This window comes from Acidisarcina polymorpha (assembly GCF_003330725.1).
GTDB classification, from domain to species: Bacteria; Acidobacteriota; Terriglobia; order Terriglobales; family Acidobacteriaceae; genus Acidisarcina; species Acidisarcina polymorpha.
Window position 1 is genome coordinate 1,972,008 of record NZ_CP030840.1, and the last position, 17,301, is coordinate 1,989,308.

The window sequence follows — 17,301 nt, forward strand, 5'->3', positions numbered from 1 at the left end:
CGGCAGCACTCTTGCCCCACAGCCGACCCCAGCAGAGACCTCATACGTCGCTCGAGGACCACGCTGGGCAGAAAACTCGACTGACATCTGCTCCTTCCTCCACGGGTTCGCTACTTTTCAAAAGCGGAGGTCGTGATCGCAGGGCTCTCCCATTCAGACACGCCTGCATCTCTGAGACTATAGCGAGCGCGATGGCGACCGGGCCGTCGCCTCCCAAGTCCAGGCCTGCCGGGGTTGCCACTCCTTTTGCAACTTCGTGGAGCGACCAACCAAGGATTTCAGAAGCCTCCGTTACAATCTTGAAGCTCCTCTGCCTTGCCCCGAGAAGCGCGAGATAGAGCGGTCGACGTGGCAGGATGTATCGTAGCCAATCTCGATCCTGCGAGTAACTGTGAGACATCAGGATCACGAGATCCCGCTCACCAACATCCAGGTCTGCCGCATCCCTCAGATCTAGATGAAGGACCCGTTCTGCGTCGGGGAAGCGACTCGCTTTTGCCCATTGCGTTCGTCCGTCGAAGACAACTACTCGCCATCCTAAGAGCGCCGCGAGTTTCACAAGCGGCTGGGCATCATCACCAGCCCCAAGAATGAGAACTCGGGGAGGAGGTTCGACTTGCTCTAAGAAGCAGGTGTCATCCTCCAAGGTCGAACGGAGACCGAACGGTTCCACCAAGAAGCGTTGGAAATGTCGGGAATCGCTCGGCAGGATCGTGATCATCTCAGCACTATCGCCTCGCAACGAGCGTTCGAGAGTGGTCATTAGCAAGTCGAACTCTCGGGTCCCAGCAGGCTCCACGAGTAGATCGAGGGTGCCACCACATCCTAAGCCAAACGGAATCGCATCTGTATCGTCAAACTCAGTAGAATACCTAACCATTGAAGCGCCGTCTTTTATGAGCCAGTGCGCCTTCCGGAGGAGGTCTGCTTCCAGGCAACCCCCAGAGATCGACCCCACGTAGTTCCCGTGTTGGTCGATCATCAGTCGAGCTCCAACCTTGCGGTAGCTGGATCCTTGAACGCGAACAAGGGTAATGAGTGCTCTAGCGCTTCCTGAACGCCACATCCTTACTAAGTCTCGTGTCTCGGCTGTCAAGATGGATCCTCCTCAGAATGGGGCTGTTCACAGGCTTCTCTGTCAATCCTCGAAGCTATCCCCCCGATTTGAAACGTGCCTCGAGAGGGTTGCACAAAGTCGGTCTCACCGATGCGGTGCCGTGCCTCTTTGGTCAGAATTACTTTGCTGAAGAACGATCGTAGTTGCTCCTCAGAAGCATCTGCTTGCAGTCGTGGAGAAATGTCATGGTCTTCATGAGAAAAGAGGCAGGTCTTTAGTTTGGCGTCGGCCGTAATTCTTATCCGCGAACACTGCCACAGAAGGGGCGCGATACTTGCCCAATAATGCCAATCTCCCCACCCCATCAATGAAGGCATACCGGCGTGCGGTTTCGCTTGATTGATTTGCAGGGAAGAAGCGTAAATCGCTCGGCGGACGGCTGCTTACCTTCTCCTCGCCTTTCAGTGCCTGGACCAGCACAGCGCAGGAACTTAGATGGCAGCGAAGACCTATACTGGGTCCGCGTCGGCTGGAGGATGACGGAGTTTTTCCAAGGTAACCCTCTTGCCGAAGATTCCCCAGTCGGAGGCAGGATTCTCCCTGATCAGCACGAAGACAGGGCAACGCGCACCGGAAGGTGTTCCGGAGAATTTACCTATGGATTCGGTGAAGCCTTCGATCAGCTCTTCCTTCGCCGCATCGTCGAGTCCCCCCTCAAATGCATTGACCTCAACCGTGATGACCTTAGTTCCACCCGTGTGCCCCCCTACAAATACTTGATCTGTGGGGTATTCGCGTGCATAAATCCAAACGTTGCTGCGGCCGTACGTTGTTTCTGGCATGTGTTCGCATTGGAGGCCTATTTGGGTAAGCTCCTGTGCGAGCAATTCGAGATTAGCCTGAGTGAAGGCGCCCTGTGGATAGTGAAGAATCATCTTCGGCATGACTTCTCCTTAGAATTAGAAACCTCTTGGTATGGAAACAGTCGCTACGTGTCGGTGCCGCGAGCGCACCTAGGCGAACAGCTTATCCATGATGATTGGAAGATCCCGGACGCGTTTGCCAGTTGCGTGAAAGACAGCATTTGCAACCGCCGCGGCTGTTCCAACAATGCCGAGTTCTCCAATGCCCTTCACTCCGAGAGGATTCACTTCGTTGTCTTCCTCGGGAACCATGATGACGTCCACTTGCGGGATGTCCGCGTTGACCGGGATGAGGTATTCAGCGAGACTGTCATTTGTATAACGACCCCGTGTAGGATCTACCTCTGTTGCCTCGAAGAGCGCGGAAGACAGGCCCCAGATCATGCCGCCCATCAACTGGCTTCGTGCTGTACGGGGATTTATGATTCGGCCAGCAGCAAACGCCCCCGTGATTCGGGGTACCCGAATCTCATGTGTCAGGCGGTGGATGCGCACTTCGACGAACTGTGCACCGAAAGCGAACATGAGGGGCTTGCCGTCCTTTGACTCGTCTCCACGCGCTTCGTTTTTAAATGGGACCTGCCCTTTACGCAGCATATCCAGCACTTCGGGCTTCTGGCCTGGTGGAACATTCTCCCCCACCTCACTGATCTGCGACATTCCTAAACGACGAAAGGCTTCCGTGAGCTTCTTGCCTGCGGGCACGCTTTCTCCAAAATGTCCTTTGATCTTGTCGGCGGCCAGCGTTACCGCGGATCCGACAGACGCCGTAGAGAGCGAGTTGGCTGAGGTGGGTGCAGCCGGCAACTTCGAATCGCCCATGTTGACCTTAACCTGTTGTGGCGATAGACCGAGCGCACGAGCTGCGATCTGACCGAGCGCGGTATAAATTCCCTGCCCGGAGTCCTGCCCGGCCACATCCACCGAGACCTCACCGTTCGCGTGGAGTGTCACTCTCGCAGTAGCCGGAGCAAGATGGGTCGGAAGGCAGGAGGTCGCGCAACCGTAACCGACCATCCAATCGCCGTCAACCATCGACGCTGGTTTTGGATTCCTTTTGCTCCAACCGAAGGTTGCGGCACCCTGGTCGTAGCACTGCATTAAAGATCGACTCGTAAACCTTGCACCGTCAATAGGGCTCTCACGGATGTCGTTAATTCGCCGCAACTCGATTGGGTCCATCTTGAGCGCCACCGCGAGTTCATCCATGGCACTCTCTAGCGTGTACATGTAAGGCATCTCGACTGGTGCGCGCATAAATCCCGACGTTTGCCGGTCGGCTTTGACCAAGTTGACCCGTGACGCAATAGCGGGTTTACCGTACATGGCTGTTGTTACTCCAAGGCCGGCGAGTGGGTAATCGTCAAATCGCGACTGCATCTCCCAGCTCTCGTGTCCATACGCGAGTAGGTGTCCGCTGCTGTCCGCCGCCAAACGGACGTGATGTTTCGTTTCAGAACGGTAGGTGGCGAGTGTAAATCCCTGATCGCGCGTGACCACGTTCCGAACCGGCTTGCCCAGTTCTCGGGAGGCCCCAACGATAAGGGCGGTTCGCTGTGTCATGTACCCTTTTCCACCGAAAGCGCCTCCTATGTAGTGGTTGACCACGTGCACGTTTGCTTGATCGATGCCGGCCATCGTCGCCGCGCCATATGAGAGTTCCACCACAGACTGACACGGCTCATAGATCGTCAGCTGGTCTCCGGACCAGAAGGCTGTAGTGGAATAGAGTTCAATGGGATTCTGGTGCTGTGGCGGTGTACTGTAAGTAGCATCGACCTTGATGGAAGCAGAAGCAAACGACGCCTCGAAGTCACCGACCTTCTTCTCTTTCTCAGAAAGCGCGTCAGGATGCGTAAGTTGCACTCCAGGGCTATCGAGTGATGATGCAGGCGTGACCGATTTATACCGTACGACGATCCGGTGTGAGGCGTCACGTGCCGTCTCATAGGAGTCTGCAACGATCATTGCGATGATCTGGCCGTCGTTATGAATCTCTGTTCCAGTAAGCGGCATGTTGGTATCGGAAACGTACCCGCCCTTCTGGATGTAGGGCGTGGCCACTCGCTTGGGAGCATTCAGGTGTGTATAGATCTTGACCACTCCGCTCAGCGCTTCTGCCGGCGAGGTATCCATTGACGCAATCTCACCTTTGGCGATGGCGCTGGTCAGAAAATATGCCTCAAGAGGCTCTTTCAAAGGCATATCAGTCGCATACTGCAGTGCGCCAGTGACCTTTGCCACTGATTCAGTTCGGCGGATGGGATCTCCCATATTGGCGAGGGGAGCAGGTGCGGCAGCATTTACTGGATCATTCATTAGGAAACCTCCATGGCTTTTGCCTCGAGCAGTGCGCGAACTAACGTGCGCTTTCCAAGAACGACCTTGGGCGCGTTGTGGCCGCGTGGGCGAGCTTCCTTGAACTCCTCGTCCGCGGCACGAGCAGCTGCAGATTCGGTGAGGCGTTTCCCGCGCAGCATAGCCTCTGCGCGGTGTGCACGCCAAGGGACCGTAGCCACGCCGCCTAATCCGATCCTCACGTCCCGGAGAACGTCTCCCTGAAGGTCGAGGGCCACGGCAGCGCTCGCATTCGCGAACTGATAGCTCTCGCGATCTCGGATCTTTCTGTACAGCGATCGTCTCTGTGGGCCGACTGGAATGATGAAGGCTGTGATCAGATCACCGGGTCTTAAGTTCGTCTCGATATGCGGAGTGGCGCCAGGCAAACGATGTAATTCTGAAAACGGCAGCGTGCGCTTACCGGACCGGCTCAAGACTTCCACTTGGGCGTCCAGCGCGATGAGCGCAGGTGCCCAATCACCGGGGTAGGTAGCGATACAGTGCTCGCTCGTTCCCAGAATCGCGTGGCCTCTGTTCATTCCATCCAAGGCCGCACAACCTGAACCAGGGATACGTTTGTTGCATTGCTCATAGCTCGTGTCGCGAAAGTACGAACAACGCGTGCGCTGAAGTACATTGCCTCCGAGTCGCGCCATATTACGCAGCTGCTGCGAGGCTGCTCGCCAGAGGCTCTCTGTCAAGATCGGATAGTCCCGAACGATGGCTTTATCAGAATGCAACTGCCCCATGGAAACGAGAGAGCCAATCCGCAATCCCGTCTCGGTTTGAACAACCTTGTGCATGTCTTCATCACGGATCGAGCTGATGTCGACAAGCGTACTCGGCTGCATGACTTCCAGCTTCATCAGATCGACCAAGGTGGTGCCGCCGCCAATGAACTGAACATTCGAAGTCACGTGAGCGCTTGCCGGAACTGAGGCAAGTGCAACAGCTGACGCACCATCGGTCGCTACTTGGTAAGAAAAAGGTCGCATCAGCCCTTCTCCATTTCTGTCTTGGCCTGCTTGATAGCCGCCACGATGTTAGGGTAAGCCGCGCAGCGACACAGATTACCGCTCATGTACTCTCGAATGTCTTCATCCGATGTAGCATGTCCTTCACGAACACAGGCCACCGCCGACATAATCTGTCCAGAGGTGCAATATCCGCACTGGAAGCCGTCATGGTCAATGAACGCCTGCTGCATGGAATGCAGTTGCCCGTCGTGTTGGGACAAGCCCTCTATAGTCGTGATCTTGTGTCCCTGGGCTGCAACGGTGAGAGTGAGACATGACAAACGACGCTCTCCATCCATGTGGATTGTGCAGGCTCCGCATTGGCCCTGATCACAGCCTTTTTTCGACCCGGTGAGCAGCAGCTTATTCCGGAGAGCGTCAAGCAAGGTCATGCGAGTATCCACTTGTATAGGGCGATTCTCGCCATTCACCGAGAGTACGATGTTTACCATCTGTGGTTCTGTTCTGGTATCTGACACGCTTTGCGCCTCTAGCGGAGAGTACTCCAGGAAAAGCGACGCAGCAGCCGCAGCGCCGGTTGAAACAAATGTGCGACGGTCAAGGAATAAGTCATCCATTTAAAGCCTCTCGCATTCTTGTGGGAAGAAGTAGTAAGCGCGGCGTGCCGAATCGCGCTCGAGGTTGTCGCTGTTAGATCCAGGGTTGGCCTTTGCCAAACGACCAGTTCTCATCGGCTTCGATGACGATGTTGATGAAGACATCTTCGCGGCGCACACCAAGTCGATCATGCAAGCCGTTGGCAACATGCTTGAAGAATGCACGCTTTTGCTCTGTGGTGTCCGACCGTGGTGTACAGCTGGACGAGAATGAGGTCAGGCGTCCTCGGCACGTCCAAACATGTCTTGTCATAGATGAAATTTGTGGTGTCATCTTCGGTCACAATCGAGAGGTGATCACGATCTGGTGCTCCCATGATTTTGTGAGTCCTTCATAAACAACATCGCCGATGGTTGAACGGCAGTCGTCCGGCTTCCCTTTGGGCAGGGGTTGTGCGGCGGTCGTCCGGCCTCCCTTTGAGCAGGTCGATCCCGGTAAATGGCATATTTCTGCACTCCGAAGCGTCGATACTCGATGGAGTTCCGCATCCGCGAGGCGTCCCACCGAGGTGATATCACTATCATTTCTTTGGCCACGGAAAGATTGCTCAAAACTCTCATAGATATGCGGAGTTCTCGCTAAGTCGCATTTCTGCCGCCCGGGCGATGAGAGTCATACGAATCGAGATAATCTTATGCAAGTCTCATGTGACCGAGAAGGAGAGGCCCCGCGCTAGATACGAGCGCGCCGTTGCGAGTCTTAGGCAATCGCTTTCACTCTTGGCGAGGAAGCTGGAAGAGCACCAGAGCCAATGGTAATAGTGATCATCTGAAAAACGCCCAGCGACTGCAGGTAACCGTCTACCAGGAGTAAGTGCCGTCTTTGTGGATGAAGCTCGCGGTAGGCCCATCGTCCGGTAGTTGGGCGAGGCGAACGATGGCGACGGCTCCCTCTTCCAGCGTCTGGTGACCGCTGTGGTTGTTCAAGTCGGTCGCGGTATAGCCGGGGCAGGCTGAATTCACCTTGATTTTTGTGTCGCGTAGATCGTAGGCGAGGTCGACCGTGAACATATTAAGCGCTGCCTTCGAGGCGTTGTAGGCGAGAACCTTGGCGTCGTAGTAGGGAGTGTTGGGGTCATTGTTGATGGCGATCGAACCTAACCCACTGGACACATTTACGATGCGCGCACTTTCTGCGGCGCGCAGAAGAGGTAACAGCGGCTGGGTGAATGCCACGGTGCCGAAGAAGTTGGTTTCGAACGTGCTTCGCAGTGTTTCGATGCTGACATCACTTGCGTGTCCATCGCCCTTTTCGAAGATTCCGGCGTTATTCACGAGCACATCGAGATGCCCAAACTCTGCACCGATTTGCTTTGCAAGCTGTGTCGCACTTTCGCCCGCTTGATTGAGGTCTGCCACAACGAAGCGCACATCAAGCCCCTCTTCTCGCAGCTTGCTCGAAGCCTCTTCTCCTCGCGAAGCATCTCGCGCTCCTAGCAGCACTGTAAACCCGGCTCGCCCAAGCTGACGTGCCACCTCGAAACCGATGCCCTTGTTGGCTCCCGTGATCAGAACAACCTTTGCCATGAATCCCTCTAGATGTGGTCAGTTTGGAAGTGATGCTAAAGATGTACATCATCCACCACGATCATGTACACCGTATACGTTGGCTTGCCCGGGCGTCAAGATGTACAGTGTCAATTGATGGCATATCCCTCGAAGACCGACCGAGAAAGCATTCTGGCTGCGGCGCTGGAGGAAGTCGAAAGCGGCGGCCTTGAGAACCTTGCCATTCGGTCCGTGGCTGCAAAGCTGGGACTGGCGCCAAATGCGCTCTACCGATACTTCGAGAATCTATCAGCTCTGGAGCTTGCTGTAGCTGAACAAGTCCGTTTCCAGATGCTCGAGGTCTTGAAGAAGGTGATCGGGCGAAGGGGTCCATCTGAGTCAATTCGCGCCCTCTCCGAGGCGTACCTCCAGTTTGCGCAGGAACGGCCTCGCGCCTTTGCGCTTTATTTGAAGAACTCCGATTTGCAGACTCCGCAGTGCGCGAAGAACACCGAGTTTTTTGTGGAGCAGGTAAAGCGGGTGTACGGAGAAGAGCGCGCAGAACTCGCGTCCCATGCGCTTTGGGCTCAGGTTCACGGTCTAGCGGTATTGATAGGTGCCGGGGTTTTGCCCTGGGAGGAAGCGCACGTCCGCCTAAAGTTCAATATCAAGATCTGGCTTGACGGCGCTTCAGCGTCGCCAAGAAAGGGCTCCAGCTCCGGTGAGCTGTCACACCGCTCGTGATCATGACCGCCAGACGAATTACTGGTATTCGACTTTAGGCGGAATCTGAGGATGGATGGTGCGCTGCACGATGCCATCACTCCAGGCAGCGTAACTGCTGAATGAGCATCTTCTGGGACACATCGGGAACAGCTCGCTCCAACTCCGACAAGCGCATAACGGACGGCTTGCCTCTTTCAGAGCCAAAGAGATTGTGAATAATCACATGCTTCCATCGTCCTTCCAAGAGTTCGAAAGCCTCTGCCGCAGCTTCAGGGGAGCAGTCCCTTGTCCCGGTAGAAACATTGGGCTTACTCTTCGGTGAGTACCCAACCATCTTGTGGGTTCTTGTCATTCCTGCAGCATAACGCATAGGGTTGATCTATGCCGTCGTAACTTGCGGAACGAGGAGCTCCATGCGCTATACGATTTTTGGAGATCGAACAGGTCTAAAGGTTTCGGAGTTCGCCCTGGGAACAGGGATGTTGGGTAAAGCCTATGGATATGGAACAGAGCCCGACGAGGCTTTGAGAATTCTGGAGGGCTACGCAGAAGCAGGTGGCAATCTAATCGATTTATCGGACGCGTATCAACGAGGAGAGTCAGAGCGCCTGATCGGAACGTTCGTTGGCAACAATCGTAATGACTTCATCCTCATTTCGAAATACACCCGTAGTGCCCATGCCGACCCTTCGCTTGGTGTTTTGGGAAACAGCCGGAAGGTCATGGTGCAAGCTGTTGAAGAGAGTTTGAAGCGGCTGAAGACCGACCGTATCGACATCTATCTCGCACATCTGGATGATGGCGTAACTCCCATTGAGGAGATTGTGCGCGGCTTCGACGACCTGGCGCGTGCAGGCAAGATCGTCTATGGAGGCTTGTGCAACTTTCCGGCATGGAGGGTCGCCACGGCCGTAACGATAGCCGATCTGAGAGGCTGGTTACCGATTGCTGTAGTCCAGTTGGAATATAGCTTGATCGAGCGAACGACGGAGCGCGAGCTCCTGCCCATGGCAGAGGCGATGGGATTGGCTGTCCTCGGCTACTCGCCTCTTGCGTCCGGGATCCTCACAGGAAAGTACCGCACGGGCGAGAAAGGGCGCGTGACTGAATTCAAAGCTGGGGTCCCTCAGGCGGGGGGCAACCATGAGGCTCTGCTTGACGTCGTGATTGCTGTTGCCGCTGAGCTACACAGCGATCCCGCGAAGGTCGCGATCGCGTGGGTGAGCGCCAAAGGAGTCATTCCCATCCTCGGGGCGAACACTCGCTCGCAACTGGACGCAAACCTCGGAGCTTCCTTGATCCGACTCGACGCTGAGCAAATTGCACGTCTGGATAAGGCAAGTGACATACCCCTCGGCTATCCGCAGGAGCGGCTTCGCAGCGAAGGAGTCCGCGCTATGCTCACCGGCGATCGATGGAACCAGATCGATCGTCCAGCTCGTGTTGTCCGGTAGAAAAGAATGGATCGCTCCGAGACTCGACGACTAATAATCGCCAATGCTCGCTTTGAGCGCCGGTCGGGCTGGAGACAACTCGGCCTGTGTCGACATTTGAGTGGCGACAACAGGCCACTTCTGAACGCTAATCGACTTATCTCCATGTCTCCACGGAGCAGCCTCCGAATACCACATGTTGCCTCAATGCAGGCGTAAAGAGGCTATATAGAAATCGCGGCTCGGACGAAGCGCTTACCGCATCGAGGGCCGCACGATGGTCTGCTGAAAGTACGATGTCCGACGCGGATGCATTGTCCATGACCTGCTCGGGTCTGCTGACTCCTATGAGCGTTGAAGTTATCCCGGGTCTTCCGATGACCCAGGACAGGGCGATACGGGCAGGGGTATCTCCGGTCTCCGTAGAAATCCTTTTGACTTCATCCACGATCTTCCAGTTGCGCGGCGTAAAGAGCGAATCTCCAAAAGGGTTTGCGCCGTCGAGCCGCTTATCACCTTCCGGACGCTTGAATTCTCCGGTCGCTGCATCGCGCGGTAACCCACCCGGGCGTGAGGGCGCGGCCTCAACCGCCGCGCGATCGTACTTACCCGTAAGCAACCCATAAGCCAGGGGACTCCACGGCACGATGGCCATTCCAAATTCCTCGGCTAACGGGACATGCTCATCCTCTATGTCGCGATTTACCAGAGAATAAAAATACTGCAACGCAATGGGACCGGAGACTCCGCGCACAGCGGCCAAGGTGGCGAGCTTTGAGACATACCAGGCCGGCGCATTGGACATGCCCCAATACCGGATCTTGCCGGAACGGACTAGAGCCGTCATCGTTTCGAGAAGCTCTTCCGCCGGCGTAACAGAATCCCATACATGAATCCAGAAAAGGTCGACGTAGTCCGTGCGAAGACGCCTCAAAGAACCTTCGAGCGCGGTGTGCAGGTGCTTTGCTCCATTACCGCCCGTATGCACGCCCTGACCTGCTGCAAAGCCGGCTTTGGTCGCAACGATGATCTTGTCGCGAAGCTTCTGCTCAGCGATGAAAGTCCCCAGCATCTCCTCGCTTCGACCTCCTGCATACACGTCTGCTGTATCGACGAAGTTCCCACCCGCCTCAACGTAGGCGTTGAAGACGGCAGCGGACCCAGCTTCATCCAATCCCCAGCGTGCGGTTCCAAAGGTCATGGTGCCTAGGGCGAGAGGGCTGACTACGAGGCCAGAGCGGCCTAAGGTGCGATAGCTTGCGAGAGTCACTGGGTTTCCTTAGTGATTACTATCAAATCCATAATAAACTCCACTTGCAGTGAGGCGTCAAGCTGTTCCATAGTAATAACTATGGAACAGCCTGAAGGCATCGCGAACCGCAAGGTAGGACGGCCTCTGGGGTTTGATCGAGATGCCGCGTTACGCGAAGCGATGTTGTTGTTCTGGAGGCACGGCTACGAAGCCACGTCAGTGAGCGAGTTGACCAGAGTGATGGGAATCACGCCGCCAAGCCTCTACACAGCTTTCGGGGATAAGAAGCAACTTTTCCTTGAATCCGTCCAGCTTTACACATCAGGCGACGTGACTTCAGAACTGATCATCGACAGGGCATCCACTGCACGTGATGCAGCCCTCGGACTGCTACAGGCGTCAGCGATCGGATTCACCGGTGAGAGCACTCCAGCAGGATGTTTACTAGCGAGCTCGGCCATCAGCTGCTCTGCTGCGGCCGCGGATGTGCAGAGAGCACTGCGCGACATACGGCTCAACATTGAGAAGCGTCTTCGAGGCAAGATTGTTGCCGACCGATCGATCCGTAAGCTCAAGCCGAAGATCGACGCAGAAGCCCTGGCAGGTCATGTTATGGCCGTTATTCAAGGGATGTCCACGTTGGCCCGTGATGGTGCCACGAGGGCTAAACTCTTGTCTGTTGCATCGGCAGCGATGCTGGCATGGCCGACTGCAAGCTAGCCCTTTCAGACTTATCTGTATGAGTCTGGCACTGGGTGTATCGCCTCCCATCCGCGTAATCGCAAGATTCTGACAACGTTCAGCTACTTATCGCAAGTCCATCTTGCGTTGGGAGAATCAGATAATTTAGTTGAGATAATCAGTATAGGTGGACTGAAAACAGTGGCAACGTCGGCACGGATCATGGAAGTCGTTGGCTACAAAATTGGCAACATAGAGGACGAGGCAGCGATGACGTCGGATATTGAAATTGATTCCGCAGATCGATTCCGCCAGCCTTAACAATAATGTTGACCTAGAGTGCCGGACAATGGAGGTCCACGCCAAGTCAAATCGCATTAGGGCCATTCACCTTGGCGCTCGGCCGGACCCTGCCGAGTGAACTATGCCTTGCCGTCCTAAGCTTCGCTCGAGTAGTGCGCATGAAACTTGAAAGAAGGCGCTTCCGCAATGTGCCACTGCGTGACTGCTAAGTGCCCCAGCGAAACTTGCCACGGGATGCCGAGAACACCTCGTTGCCACCGTGGCACAACCATCGCGGTTACGCCAGGAATGCCACGCTGGCGACGTCCGAACTACTTTACTGCTGCATCATGTCGGTGGCTCGGCATCAATATGGAGATCTGATTTGCGCACATCGATTGGTGATATATCTCTCTGGTTCGACACCGACGGTGTCGGCCTCGTTGTGGACGGGAAGGCCATGCTCGAACGTAGGACAATAGTGATATTGCATGGCGGTCCCGGCTTCGACCACAGCACCCTCAAGCCAGAGTATGAGGTTCTGGCACAGGTTGCTCAGCTGGTGTTCATCGACCAGCGCGGTCATGGCCGCAGCGACTTGAGTGAAAAGCAGTTCTGGAACCTCGATCGCTGGGCTGACGATGTTGCGGCCTTCTGTCACACGCTCGACATCAAAGAGCCAATCCTGTTGGGGCAGTCCTTTGGGGGCTTTGTAGCGCTTGCCGCTGCCATTCGGCACCCGTCGCTTTTCCGAGGCGTCATCACGCTGGGATCGGTGGCCCACGTTGAGCGCGAGGCAGCGATCGCCCGCTTCGGCGAGTTAGGCGGACCACCCGCAGCGGCCGCGTTTGCAGACGTGCTCGCCAGGCCCGAGGACGAAACGGCTTTCACAAAATTCACCCAGCTGTGCTTTCCACTCTATTCTCGGCAGGGATTCAATCCAGTCAAGATGGCTCGCTCAATCATCAATCGTGAGCTGATCAACCATTTCTTCGGTCCGGGCGGAGAGTATGGCAATTTTGATCTCCGCGCCGGTCTGGCAACTACCCACACCCCTACTCTTCTGCTGCACGGCAAACTTGACCCGATTCTGCCGATCGAATTCGCGAGAGCGACTGCTGCTGCCTTTCCGCCCGGAGTAGCGGAACTCGTCGCGTATGACGATTGCGCCCATAGTGTGGCTGCTGACCGCTGGGAGGATGCCCACTCACGCATGGTGGAATTTATCCGCCGGCTCGACTAAAACATGGCCTGACATGAGAGATCAACTTTGGATTCATGAGCAACGGGCTAGTCATGGAACAGCATCATGGCTGGCAGACGCGTGGAGAGTGGCGGCTAGTCCCTTCATGCAGCGCAGCATCTCAACAGACGCAGCTTGTTAAGCTTTCGCTAGGTTAAGGCCATAGACTCTGCCTGCGTTTCGGGTACTGACTAGAACGAACCTATCGACCATCTGTGCTGCTGGAAGGACTTGAAAATGGGTGTGGTTGAATCGCTTACACCAGCCGAGTGGGCCAAACAACTTGCCAATCCAGAGGGGGAGATTGGCCTCGCAGTGATTGAGCGGGTCTACGAGAGTAACGCCAAATCCAGCCTAGGAGAGGTCGCGAAGCTGGCATTGGGGCCAGGCAGCCGCGTCCTCGAGATTGGATTTGGGAATGGTCGAATGGCGCCGCACGTTATCGGCCAGGCAGAGGGTGTTTCATACGCCGGGCTTGATTACTCGCCAACCATGGTTGCGGAAGCGGAGCGATTCAATGCTGCGCTGGTTGCCAAAGGTCGCGCCAGCTTCCATCTCGGTTCGGCCGAGCACATGCCATTTCCACGCAGCAGTTTCGACTGCGTCTTTTCTGTTGGTGCAGCTCATTTCTGGCCCGCTCCCAACCTCGCGCTTTCTGAGATCCGTCGTGTATTGCGCTTAGGAGGCCGAAGTTTGATGGGCTGTTTGCACCCTCTTACGGCGCCTCCGTTTGCCCGACCCGAGAATGGCTTCTACCTTCGGGAAGCCGAAGAGTGGAATGCGCTTCACCAGGCTGCTGGCTTTGTGGGTGTTCAGGTTGAAACGATAGAAACAGAGCAAATAGGTGCGGCAGGCACATTGGTGAAACGTTATATCTTGAAGATTGACGGACGTGCTTAACGACGTGTTGCGCAAACGAACGTTTGTGCAAGGACTTCCGCGATCCGGATGCAGTACTGCACGACCTATTGCGCGCTTGTGCCCTTCGGCAAGGTGTCCAGGGGCGATTACGTCATCATTACTGCAGCAAGTTCCTCTGTCGGAGTGGCAGCGATCCAAATCGTCGAAGCTAAGAGTGGAACTTCGATAGCACTCACAAGGACGTCTGAGAATAAGGAGAGCCTGCTTGGCAGTAGACGGTTCGTTGAGGCCGGAGATAGCGCGTCTTCCAGTTTGGCGACACCGTCGGGGCCTACGGATATGCCGAAAGCAATGAACAGATCGGCAAAGTGGTAATCACACTTTGAAATACCGAGCGGCCGCTTCCTATGAGGTGTGAGCGATCCGAGAACAGCATTGGGGAATCAGTATGAAGGCATATCATTACACGAACCTTTCAGGCAAGAGCGCCATATCATTACACGAACCTTTCAGGCAAGAGCGCCATCACTCTCGGCGAGGCCAAACGACCCGAGCCAGGTCCGGGCGAGATCCGTATCCGCATGGAGGCGACGAGCGTTAACTACCGCGAACTACTCATCCTTGCAGCAGCGGGTCGTGGAGAAGTAGAGAATCGCATCCCCCTCTCGGACGGGGCAGGCGGGGTTGAGGCGGGCGGAGAGGTAGCGCAGCGATGGCCGGTAGGAACTCGGGTAGCGATGTCTCACTTCCGCGACTGGGTCGCGGGACCTTTCCGATCCGCTTACGTGTCTTCTGGCCTGGGAGGCCTAGCGACAGATGGTGTGCTGGCGAAGTATGTCGTGATGCCCGAATTCTCCGTGGTCGCTATCCCGAACATCATTCCTTTGCGGAGGCGGCTAGTCTCCCATGTGCTGCCGTGACCGCGTGGAATGGACTGGTTGTGCGGGCCGGTCTGAAGGCTGGCGACACGCTCCTCGTCCAGGGCACCGGTGGCGTGTCGCTGTTCGGTCTCCAGTTTGCGGTGGCGCGGGGCTGAGGTCATCGTGCTCTCAAACGACCGGAGCGCGGCCATGCTCCCAGCGTAGACGGAGAAGCCGGGGAATCCCTTCACGCTCATGCCCGATCCATTCATGAAGATCGAGCCCTTGTCGTTGAACAGGGGCGACGCACTGTGAAACAGGGTGCCCCGCAAGTCGAGATTGGAGATGTTGTCAAAAAAAACCTCCTTTACCTGCCCAAGTGGCTCAGGCTCGCCTCTTCCAGCACTCGCGAACAAGACGTCGATGCCGCCCTTCTCCCGCTTCACCGTATCGTAGAGCCGATCCAGAGCGATCGATCTCTCGGGTAGTGGGTAGGCTACTCCGCTGGAAAGCAACGCCTTCGTGCTTCCAGATTCCCACCGCCAGCAGCGCCACTATTTATCCTCAACATATGCGCTGTCTTATTGTGCTCGTACCGTTCATGTTCCCTGCCGTTACTATCCATTCCCAAATACTCCTGCAGCAGCGAATTGCCACGTTGGCGGAGGAAGCGAAGGGTATTGTCTCCGTCTCCTGCTCACTGCCAAGAACAAATCTCAACTGCGATTTGAACGCGCATGGCCATCAGCCCATGCAGTCGGCGTTCAAGCTGCCTCTAGGACTTGCCGTGCTGCACGCGGTAGAGCAAGGGCAGCTATCTCTCGATCAACAGGTGCGTTTCCTTCCCTCGGATATCTATAAAGATACGTTCAGTCCGCTTCAGGACATGTATCCGAATGCAAACGTTGATGTGCCTCTTCGTCAGTTGCTCGAGCTGTCTGTCGGTCGGTCCGACAACACAGCCACGGACATTCTGCTCCGACTTATGGGTGGAACAGGGCCGGTCCAAAGTTATCTCGACACACTCGGATTGCAAGGCATTCAGATACGTGATTCGGAACGTAGTCTGCACGACGATGAGCGACGTCAATACCGCAATTTCGCGGAGCCTGCGGCCTTTGTGAAACTGCTGCGCTTACTTGCAGATACCTCCCCGCTGAACGCTGAACATGCCCAATACCTGCTGGCCATCATGACGGCATCGCCCTCGGGGCCGAAGCGACTGAAAGGCCTGCTCCCCGCTGGCACCATCGTTGCACATAAGACGGGAACATCCGGCTATGAAAATGGCATGGCAGCGGCTACGAATGATGTAGGCCTCATCACGCTGCCCGACGGACGCCGCCTCGCCCTAGCCGTCCTCGTGACAGACGCACATGCCGATGAAGCTGCGGTGGAACATACCATCGCTTCGATCGCTCACGCATGCTATGACGCAGCGCTCGTCGCGAAGCCATGAATGGACTTTCAGACGATTTGATCGCATCATTTCGGTACGTTCTCCGTTGCACCCCTCACTCGAAAGCGCGTCTCTGATTATCAGCCCGGTTGATCTAATACTCGGAGATTTCGCATTAGCCCAGATGCATGCATGCCGACAAGCGCTTCTAACGGGACTTAACGTCCTCCTGCCGTCCAGTCGAGATGTCCGACCTAGGTGGTATGTGAAACGGTTCTACGGAGATGCGCTCGTATCGCACTTCCAGCACCGTCAGGGTTTCCGTGCCGCCCGGGGCATGAAGAACCACTTCGTCGCCCTCTGCCGCTCCCTTTAGTGCGTGCCCCAGGGGTGAAGCCCAACTGATGTGGTTGCGGTCGAGATTCACTTCATCTGTGCCGACGATGCTCACCTCTCGCTTTGCACCCGCGGCATTCGCATAGCGCACGGTGGCTCCAAAGAATGCCCTTGTCGCCCGTTGCCATTTCCTCGGAGCTTCCGGATCCACCACCTCTGCTGCTTCGATTCGCTTTGTCAGGAAACGAACCCGTCCGTCGATCTGCCGCAGTCGTCGCTTGCTGTATTGATAGTCGGCGTTCTCGCTGCGATCGCCATTGCTCGCAGCCCACGCCACCACTTCCACCACGGCGGGGCGATCGTGCGTGAGCAAGAAACGTCGTTCATCTTCCAGGCGTTGGATTCCCCCTGGGGTGATGTAGTTTTTGTCGTGGTTTGCCGCCGGCTCCTCTGCTTTCGGTCTTCTCGTAAACCCTTTTCGCAATTTGCGCCCTTTATTAACGCGATTTGAGCTATAGACGTTTATCGATACTAATCCTTGCACGGCTTCCCATACAGTGCCGGGAAATCGGGCTGTGGCTAGCAATCCGAGCGGGCTCAATCGGCGTATCCAGGCCAAAACGCTCATTGATCCGAACCGTAGGTGATCCTTGCATCCCTGGCCAGATCTCCGACGTAGAATAAGCCGCTGAAGGACATCCTACGAGCATGAGATCGATTCAGTTTGCTGCACGGAGTACCGTTTGGGATATCGCTCTACGAGGTCTGAAAGCTGATCGGTTATTAA

The 17,301-nt window shown here is 55.9% G+C and carries 18 protein-coding genes and 1 pseudogene; 7 read left to right on the forward strand and 12 right to left on the reverse strand.

Annotated features, from left to right (window positions below; genetic code table 11):
• Positions 1 to 40 precede the first annotated feature (40 nt).
• The 8 genes from ACPOL_RS36120 to ACPOL_RS08635 all read right to left on the reverse strand — a co-directional run bounded on the left by ACPOL_RS36120 (position 41) and on the right by ACPOL_RS08635 (position 7,480).
• Complete coding sequence (locus ACPOL_RS36120) at positions 41 to 1,066, reverse strand: XdhC family protein (RefSeq protein WP_414633364.1); 1,026 nt, start codon at positions 1,064 to 1,066, stop codon at positions 41 to 43.
• A gap of 26 nt (positions 1,067 to 1,092) precedes the next feature.
• Positions 1,093 to 1,434: a GTP 3',8-cyclase MoaA family protein gene (locus ACPOL_RS34615; RefSeq protein ID WP_338026769.1), complete on the reverse strand. Its 342-nt coding sequence runs from the start codon at positions 1,432 to 1,434 to the stop codon at positions 1,093 to 1,095.
• Between the two features lie 132 nt (positions 1,435 to 1,566).
• On the reverse strand, positions 1,567 to 2,001 hold the full coding sequence (locus ACPOL_RS34620; protein ID WP_114206688.1) for a tautomerase family protein: 435 nt from the start codon (positions 1,999 to 2,001) through the stop codon (positions 1,567 to 1,569).
• A gap of 69 nt (positions 2,002 to 2,070) precedes the next feature.
• A complete protein-coding gene (locus ACPOL_RS08615; RefSeq protein WP_201759135.1) occupies positions 2,071 to 4,299 on the reverse strand; it encodes a xanthine dehydrogenase family protein molybdopterin-binding subunit in 2,229 nt (742 codons plus the stop codon).
• Positions 4,299 to 5,315 carry an FAD binding domain-containing protein gene (locus tag ACPOL_RS08620; RefSeq protein WP_114206689.1) on the reverse strand — a complete coding sequence of 339 codons (1,017 nt, stop codon included), beginning with the start codon at positions 5,313 to 5,315 and terminating at the stop codon, positions 4,299 to 4,301. Before ACPOL_RS08620 ends, ACPOL_RS08615 begins: the two co-directional genes overlap by 1 nt.
• A complete protein-coding gene (locus ACPOL_RS08625; RefSeq protein WP_114206690.1) occupies positions 5,315 to 5,914 on the reverse strand; it encodes a (2Fe-2S)-binding protein in 600 nt (199 codons plus the stop codon). The genes ACPOL_RS08620 and ACPOL_RS08625 overlap by 1 nt, the downstream gene beginning before the upstream one ends.
• Before the next feature lie 73 nt (positions 5,915 to 5,987).
• Positions 5,988 to 6,227, reverse strand: coding sequence for a tautomerase family protein (locus tag ACPOL_RS36125; RefSeq protein ID WP_114206691.1), 240 nt, complete (start codon positions 6,225 to 6,227; stop codon positions 5,988 to 5,990).
• Positions 6,228 to 6,754: 527 nt separating this feature from the next.
• A complete protein-coding gene (locus ACPOL_RS08635) occupies positions 6,755 to 7,480 on the reverse strand; it encodes an SDR family oxidoreductase (protein ID WP_114206692.1) in 726 nt (241 codons plus the stop codon).
• A 117-nt stretch (positions 7,481 to 7,597) separates the two neighbouring features.
• Here ACPOL_RS08635 and ACPOL_RS08640 point away from each other — a divergent pair, with 117 nt between their 5' ends.
• Entirely contained in the window at positions 7,598 to 8,185 is a 588-nt protein-coding gene (locus ACPOL_RS08640; RefSeq protein ID WP_161557268.1) for a TetR/AcrR family transcriptional regulator, read from the forward strand.
• Between the two features lie 76 nt (positions 8,186 to 8,261).
• On the opposite strand, the gene ACPOL_RS08645 is transcribed toward ACPOL_RS08640, so the two are convergent.
• Positions 8,262 to 8,537, reverse strand: a complete 276-nt coding sequence (locus tag ACPOL_RS08645; RefSeq protein WP_338026770.1) for a winged helix-turn-helix transcriptional regulator — start codon at positions 8,535 to 8,537, stop codon at positions 8,262 to 8,264.
• A gap of 43 nt (positions 8,538 to 8,580) precedes the next feature.
• On the opposite strand from ACPOL_RS08645, the gene ACPOL_RS08650 reads away from it, so the two are divergent.
• On the forward strand, positions 8,581 to 9,621 hold the full coding sequence (locus tag ACPOL_RS08650) for an aldo/keto reductase (RefSeq protein WP_114206694.1): 1,041 nt from the start codon (positions 8,581 to 8,583) through the stop codon (positions 9,619 to 9,621).
• A gap of 136 nt (positions 9,622 to 9,757) precedes the next feature.
• On the opposite strand, the gene ACPOL_RS08655 is transcribed toward ACPOL_RS08650, so the two are convergent.
• Positions 9,758 to 10,870: an aldo/keto reductase gene (locus ACPOL_RS08655; RefSeq protein WP_114206695.1), complete on the reverse strand. Its 1,113-nt coding sequence runs from the start codon at positions 10,868 to 10,870 to the stop codon at positions 9,758 to 9,760.
• An 81-nt stretch (positions 10,871 to 10,951) separates the two neighbouring features.
• Between ACPOL_RS08655 and ACPOL_RS08660 the strand changes: the two genes are divergently transcribed.
• The 4 genes and pseudogenes from ACPOL_RS08660 to ACPOL_RS36130 form a co-directional block, all read left to right on the forward strand.
• The gene (locus ACPOL_RS08660) at positions 10,952 to 11,572 is read left to right on the forward strand and encodes a TetR/AcrR family transcriptional regulator (RefSeq protein ID WP_114206696.1); all 621 of its coding nucleotides are present in this window, start codon (positions 10,952 to 10,954) and stop codon (positions 11,570 to 11,572) included.
• A 628-nt stretch (positions 11,573 to 12,200) separates the two neighbouring features.
• The gene (locus ACPOL_RS08665) at positions 12,201 to 13,058 is read left to right on the forward strand and encodes an alpha/beta fold hydrolase (protein ID WP_114206697.1); all 858 of its coding nucleotides are present in this window, start codon (positions 12,201 to 12,203) and stop codon (positions 13,056 to 13,058) included.
• A 237-nt stretch (positions 13,059 to 13,295) separates the two neighbouring features.
• On the forward strand, positions 13,296 to 13,958 hold the full coding sequence (locus ACPOL_RS08670) for a class I SAM-dependent methyltransferase (protein ID WP_114206698.1): 663 nt from the start codon (positions 13,296 to 13,298) through the stop codon (positions 13,956 to 13,958).
• 542 nt (positions 13,959 to 14,500) lie between these two features.
• A pseudogene (locus ACPOL_RS36130) lies at positions 14,501 to 14,731 on the forward strand (hypothetical protein); the annotation flags it as partial.
• On the opposite strand, the gene ACPOL_RS08685 reads toward ACPOL_RS36130, so the two are convergent.
• Positions 14,701 to 15,294, reverse strand: coding sequence for an SDR family NAD(P)-dependent oxidoreductase (locus ACPOL_RS08685; RefSeq protein WP_114206701.1), 594 nt, complete (start codon positions 15,292 to 15,294; stop codon positions 14,701 to 14,703). The pseudogene ACPOL_RS36130 and the gene ACPOL_RS08685 overlap by 31 nt on opposite strands.
• Positions 15,295 to 15,380: 86 nt before the next feature.
• On the opposite strand from ACPOL_RS08685, the gene bla reads away from it, so the two are divergent.
• Complete coding sequence (gene bla / locus ACPOL_RS08690) at positions 15,381 to 16,238, forward strand: class A beta-lactamase (protein WP_236657329.1); 858 nt, start codon at positions 15,381 to 15,383, stop codon at positions 16,236 to 16,238.
• Between the two features lie 148 nt (positions 16,239 to 16,386).
• On the opposite strand, the gene greB is transcribed toward bla, so the two are convergent.
• Positions 16,387 to 17,142, reverse strand: a complete 756-nt coding sequence (greB, locus tag ACPOL_RS08695; RefSeq protein ID WP_236657330.1) for a transcription elongation factor GreB — start codon at positions 17,140 to 17,142, stop codon at positions 16,387 to 16,389.
• Positions 17,143 to 17,301: the final 159 nt, after the last annotated feature.

What these genes read in the sequence shown, in the direction of transcription:
- ACPOL_RS08620 (WP_114206689.1), bottom strand. Translation starts at nt 5,315, where the DNA reads ATGCGACCTTTTTCTTACCAAGTAGCGACCGATGGTGCGTCAGCTGTT.
- ACPOL_RS36125 (WP_114206691.1), bottom strand. Translation starts at nt 6,227, where the DNA reads ATGACACCACAAATTTCATCTATGACAAGACATGTTTGGACGTGCCGA.
- ACPOL_RS08615 (WP_201759135.1), bottom strand. Translation starts at nt 4,299, where the DNA reads ATGAATGATCCAGTAAATGCTGCCGCACCTGCTCCCCTCGCCAATATG.
- ACPOL_RS36120 (WP_414633364.1), bottom strand. Translation starts at nt 1,066, where the DNA reads ATGTGGCGTTCAGGAAGCGCTAGAGCACTCATTACCCTTGTTCGCGTT.
- ACPOL_RS34620 (WP_114206688.1), bottom strand. Translation starts at nt 2,001, where the DNA reads ATGCCGAAGATGATTCTTCACTATCCACAGGGCGCCTTCACTCAGGCT.
- ACPOL_RS08635 (WP_114206692.1), bottom strand. Translation starts at nt 7,480, where the DNA reads ATGGCAAAGGTTGTTCTGATCACGGGAGCCAACAAGGGCATCGGTTTC.
- ACPOL_RS08640 (WP_161557268.1), top strand. Translation starts at nt 7,598, where the DNA reads ATGGCATATCCCTCGAAGACCGACCGAGAAAGCATTCTGGCTGCGGCG.
- ACPOL_RS08625 (WP_114206690.1), bottom strand. Translation starts at nt 5,914, where the DNA reads ATGGATGACTTATTCCTTGACCGTCGCACATTTGTTTCAACCGGCGCT.
- ACPOL_RS08645 (WP_338026770.1), bottom strand. Translation starts at nt 8,537, where the DNA reads ATGCGTTATGCTGCAGGAATGACAAGAACCCACAAGATGGTTGGGTAC.
- greB (WP_236657330.1), bottom strand. Translation starts at nt 17,142, where the DNA reads ATGAGCGTTTTGGCCTGGATACGCCGATTGAGCCCGCTCGGATTGCTA.
- bla (WP_236657329.1), top strand. Translation starts at nt 15,381, where the DNA reads ATGTTCCCTGCCGTTACTATCCATTCCCAAATACTCCTGCAGCAGCGA.
- ACPOL_RS08660 (WP_114206696.1), top strand. Translation starts at nt 10,952, where the DNA reads ATGGAACAGCCTGAAGGCATCGCGAACCGCAAGGTAGGACGGCCTCTG.
- ACPOL_RS34615 (WP_338026769.1), bottom strand. Translation starts at nt 1,434, where the DNA reads ATGCCTTCATTGATGGGGTGGGGAGATTGGCATTATTGGGCAAGTATC.
- ACPOL_RS08650 (WP_114206694.1), top strand. Translation starts at nt 8,581, where the DNA reads ATGCGCTATACGATTTTTGGAGATCGAACAGGTCTAAAGGTTTCGGAG.
- ACPOL_RS08670 (WP_114206698.1), top strand. Translation starts at nt 13,296, where the DNA reads ATGGGTGTGGTTGAATCGCTTACACCAGCCGAGTGGGCCAAACAACTT.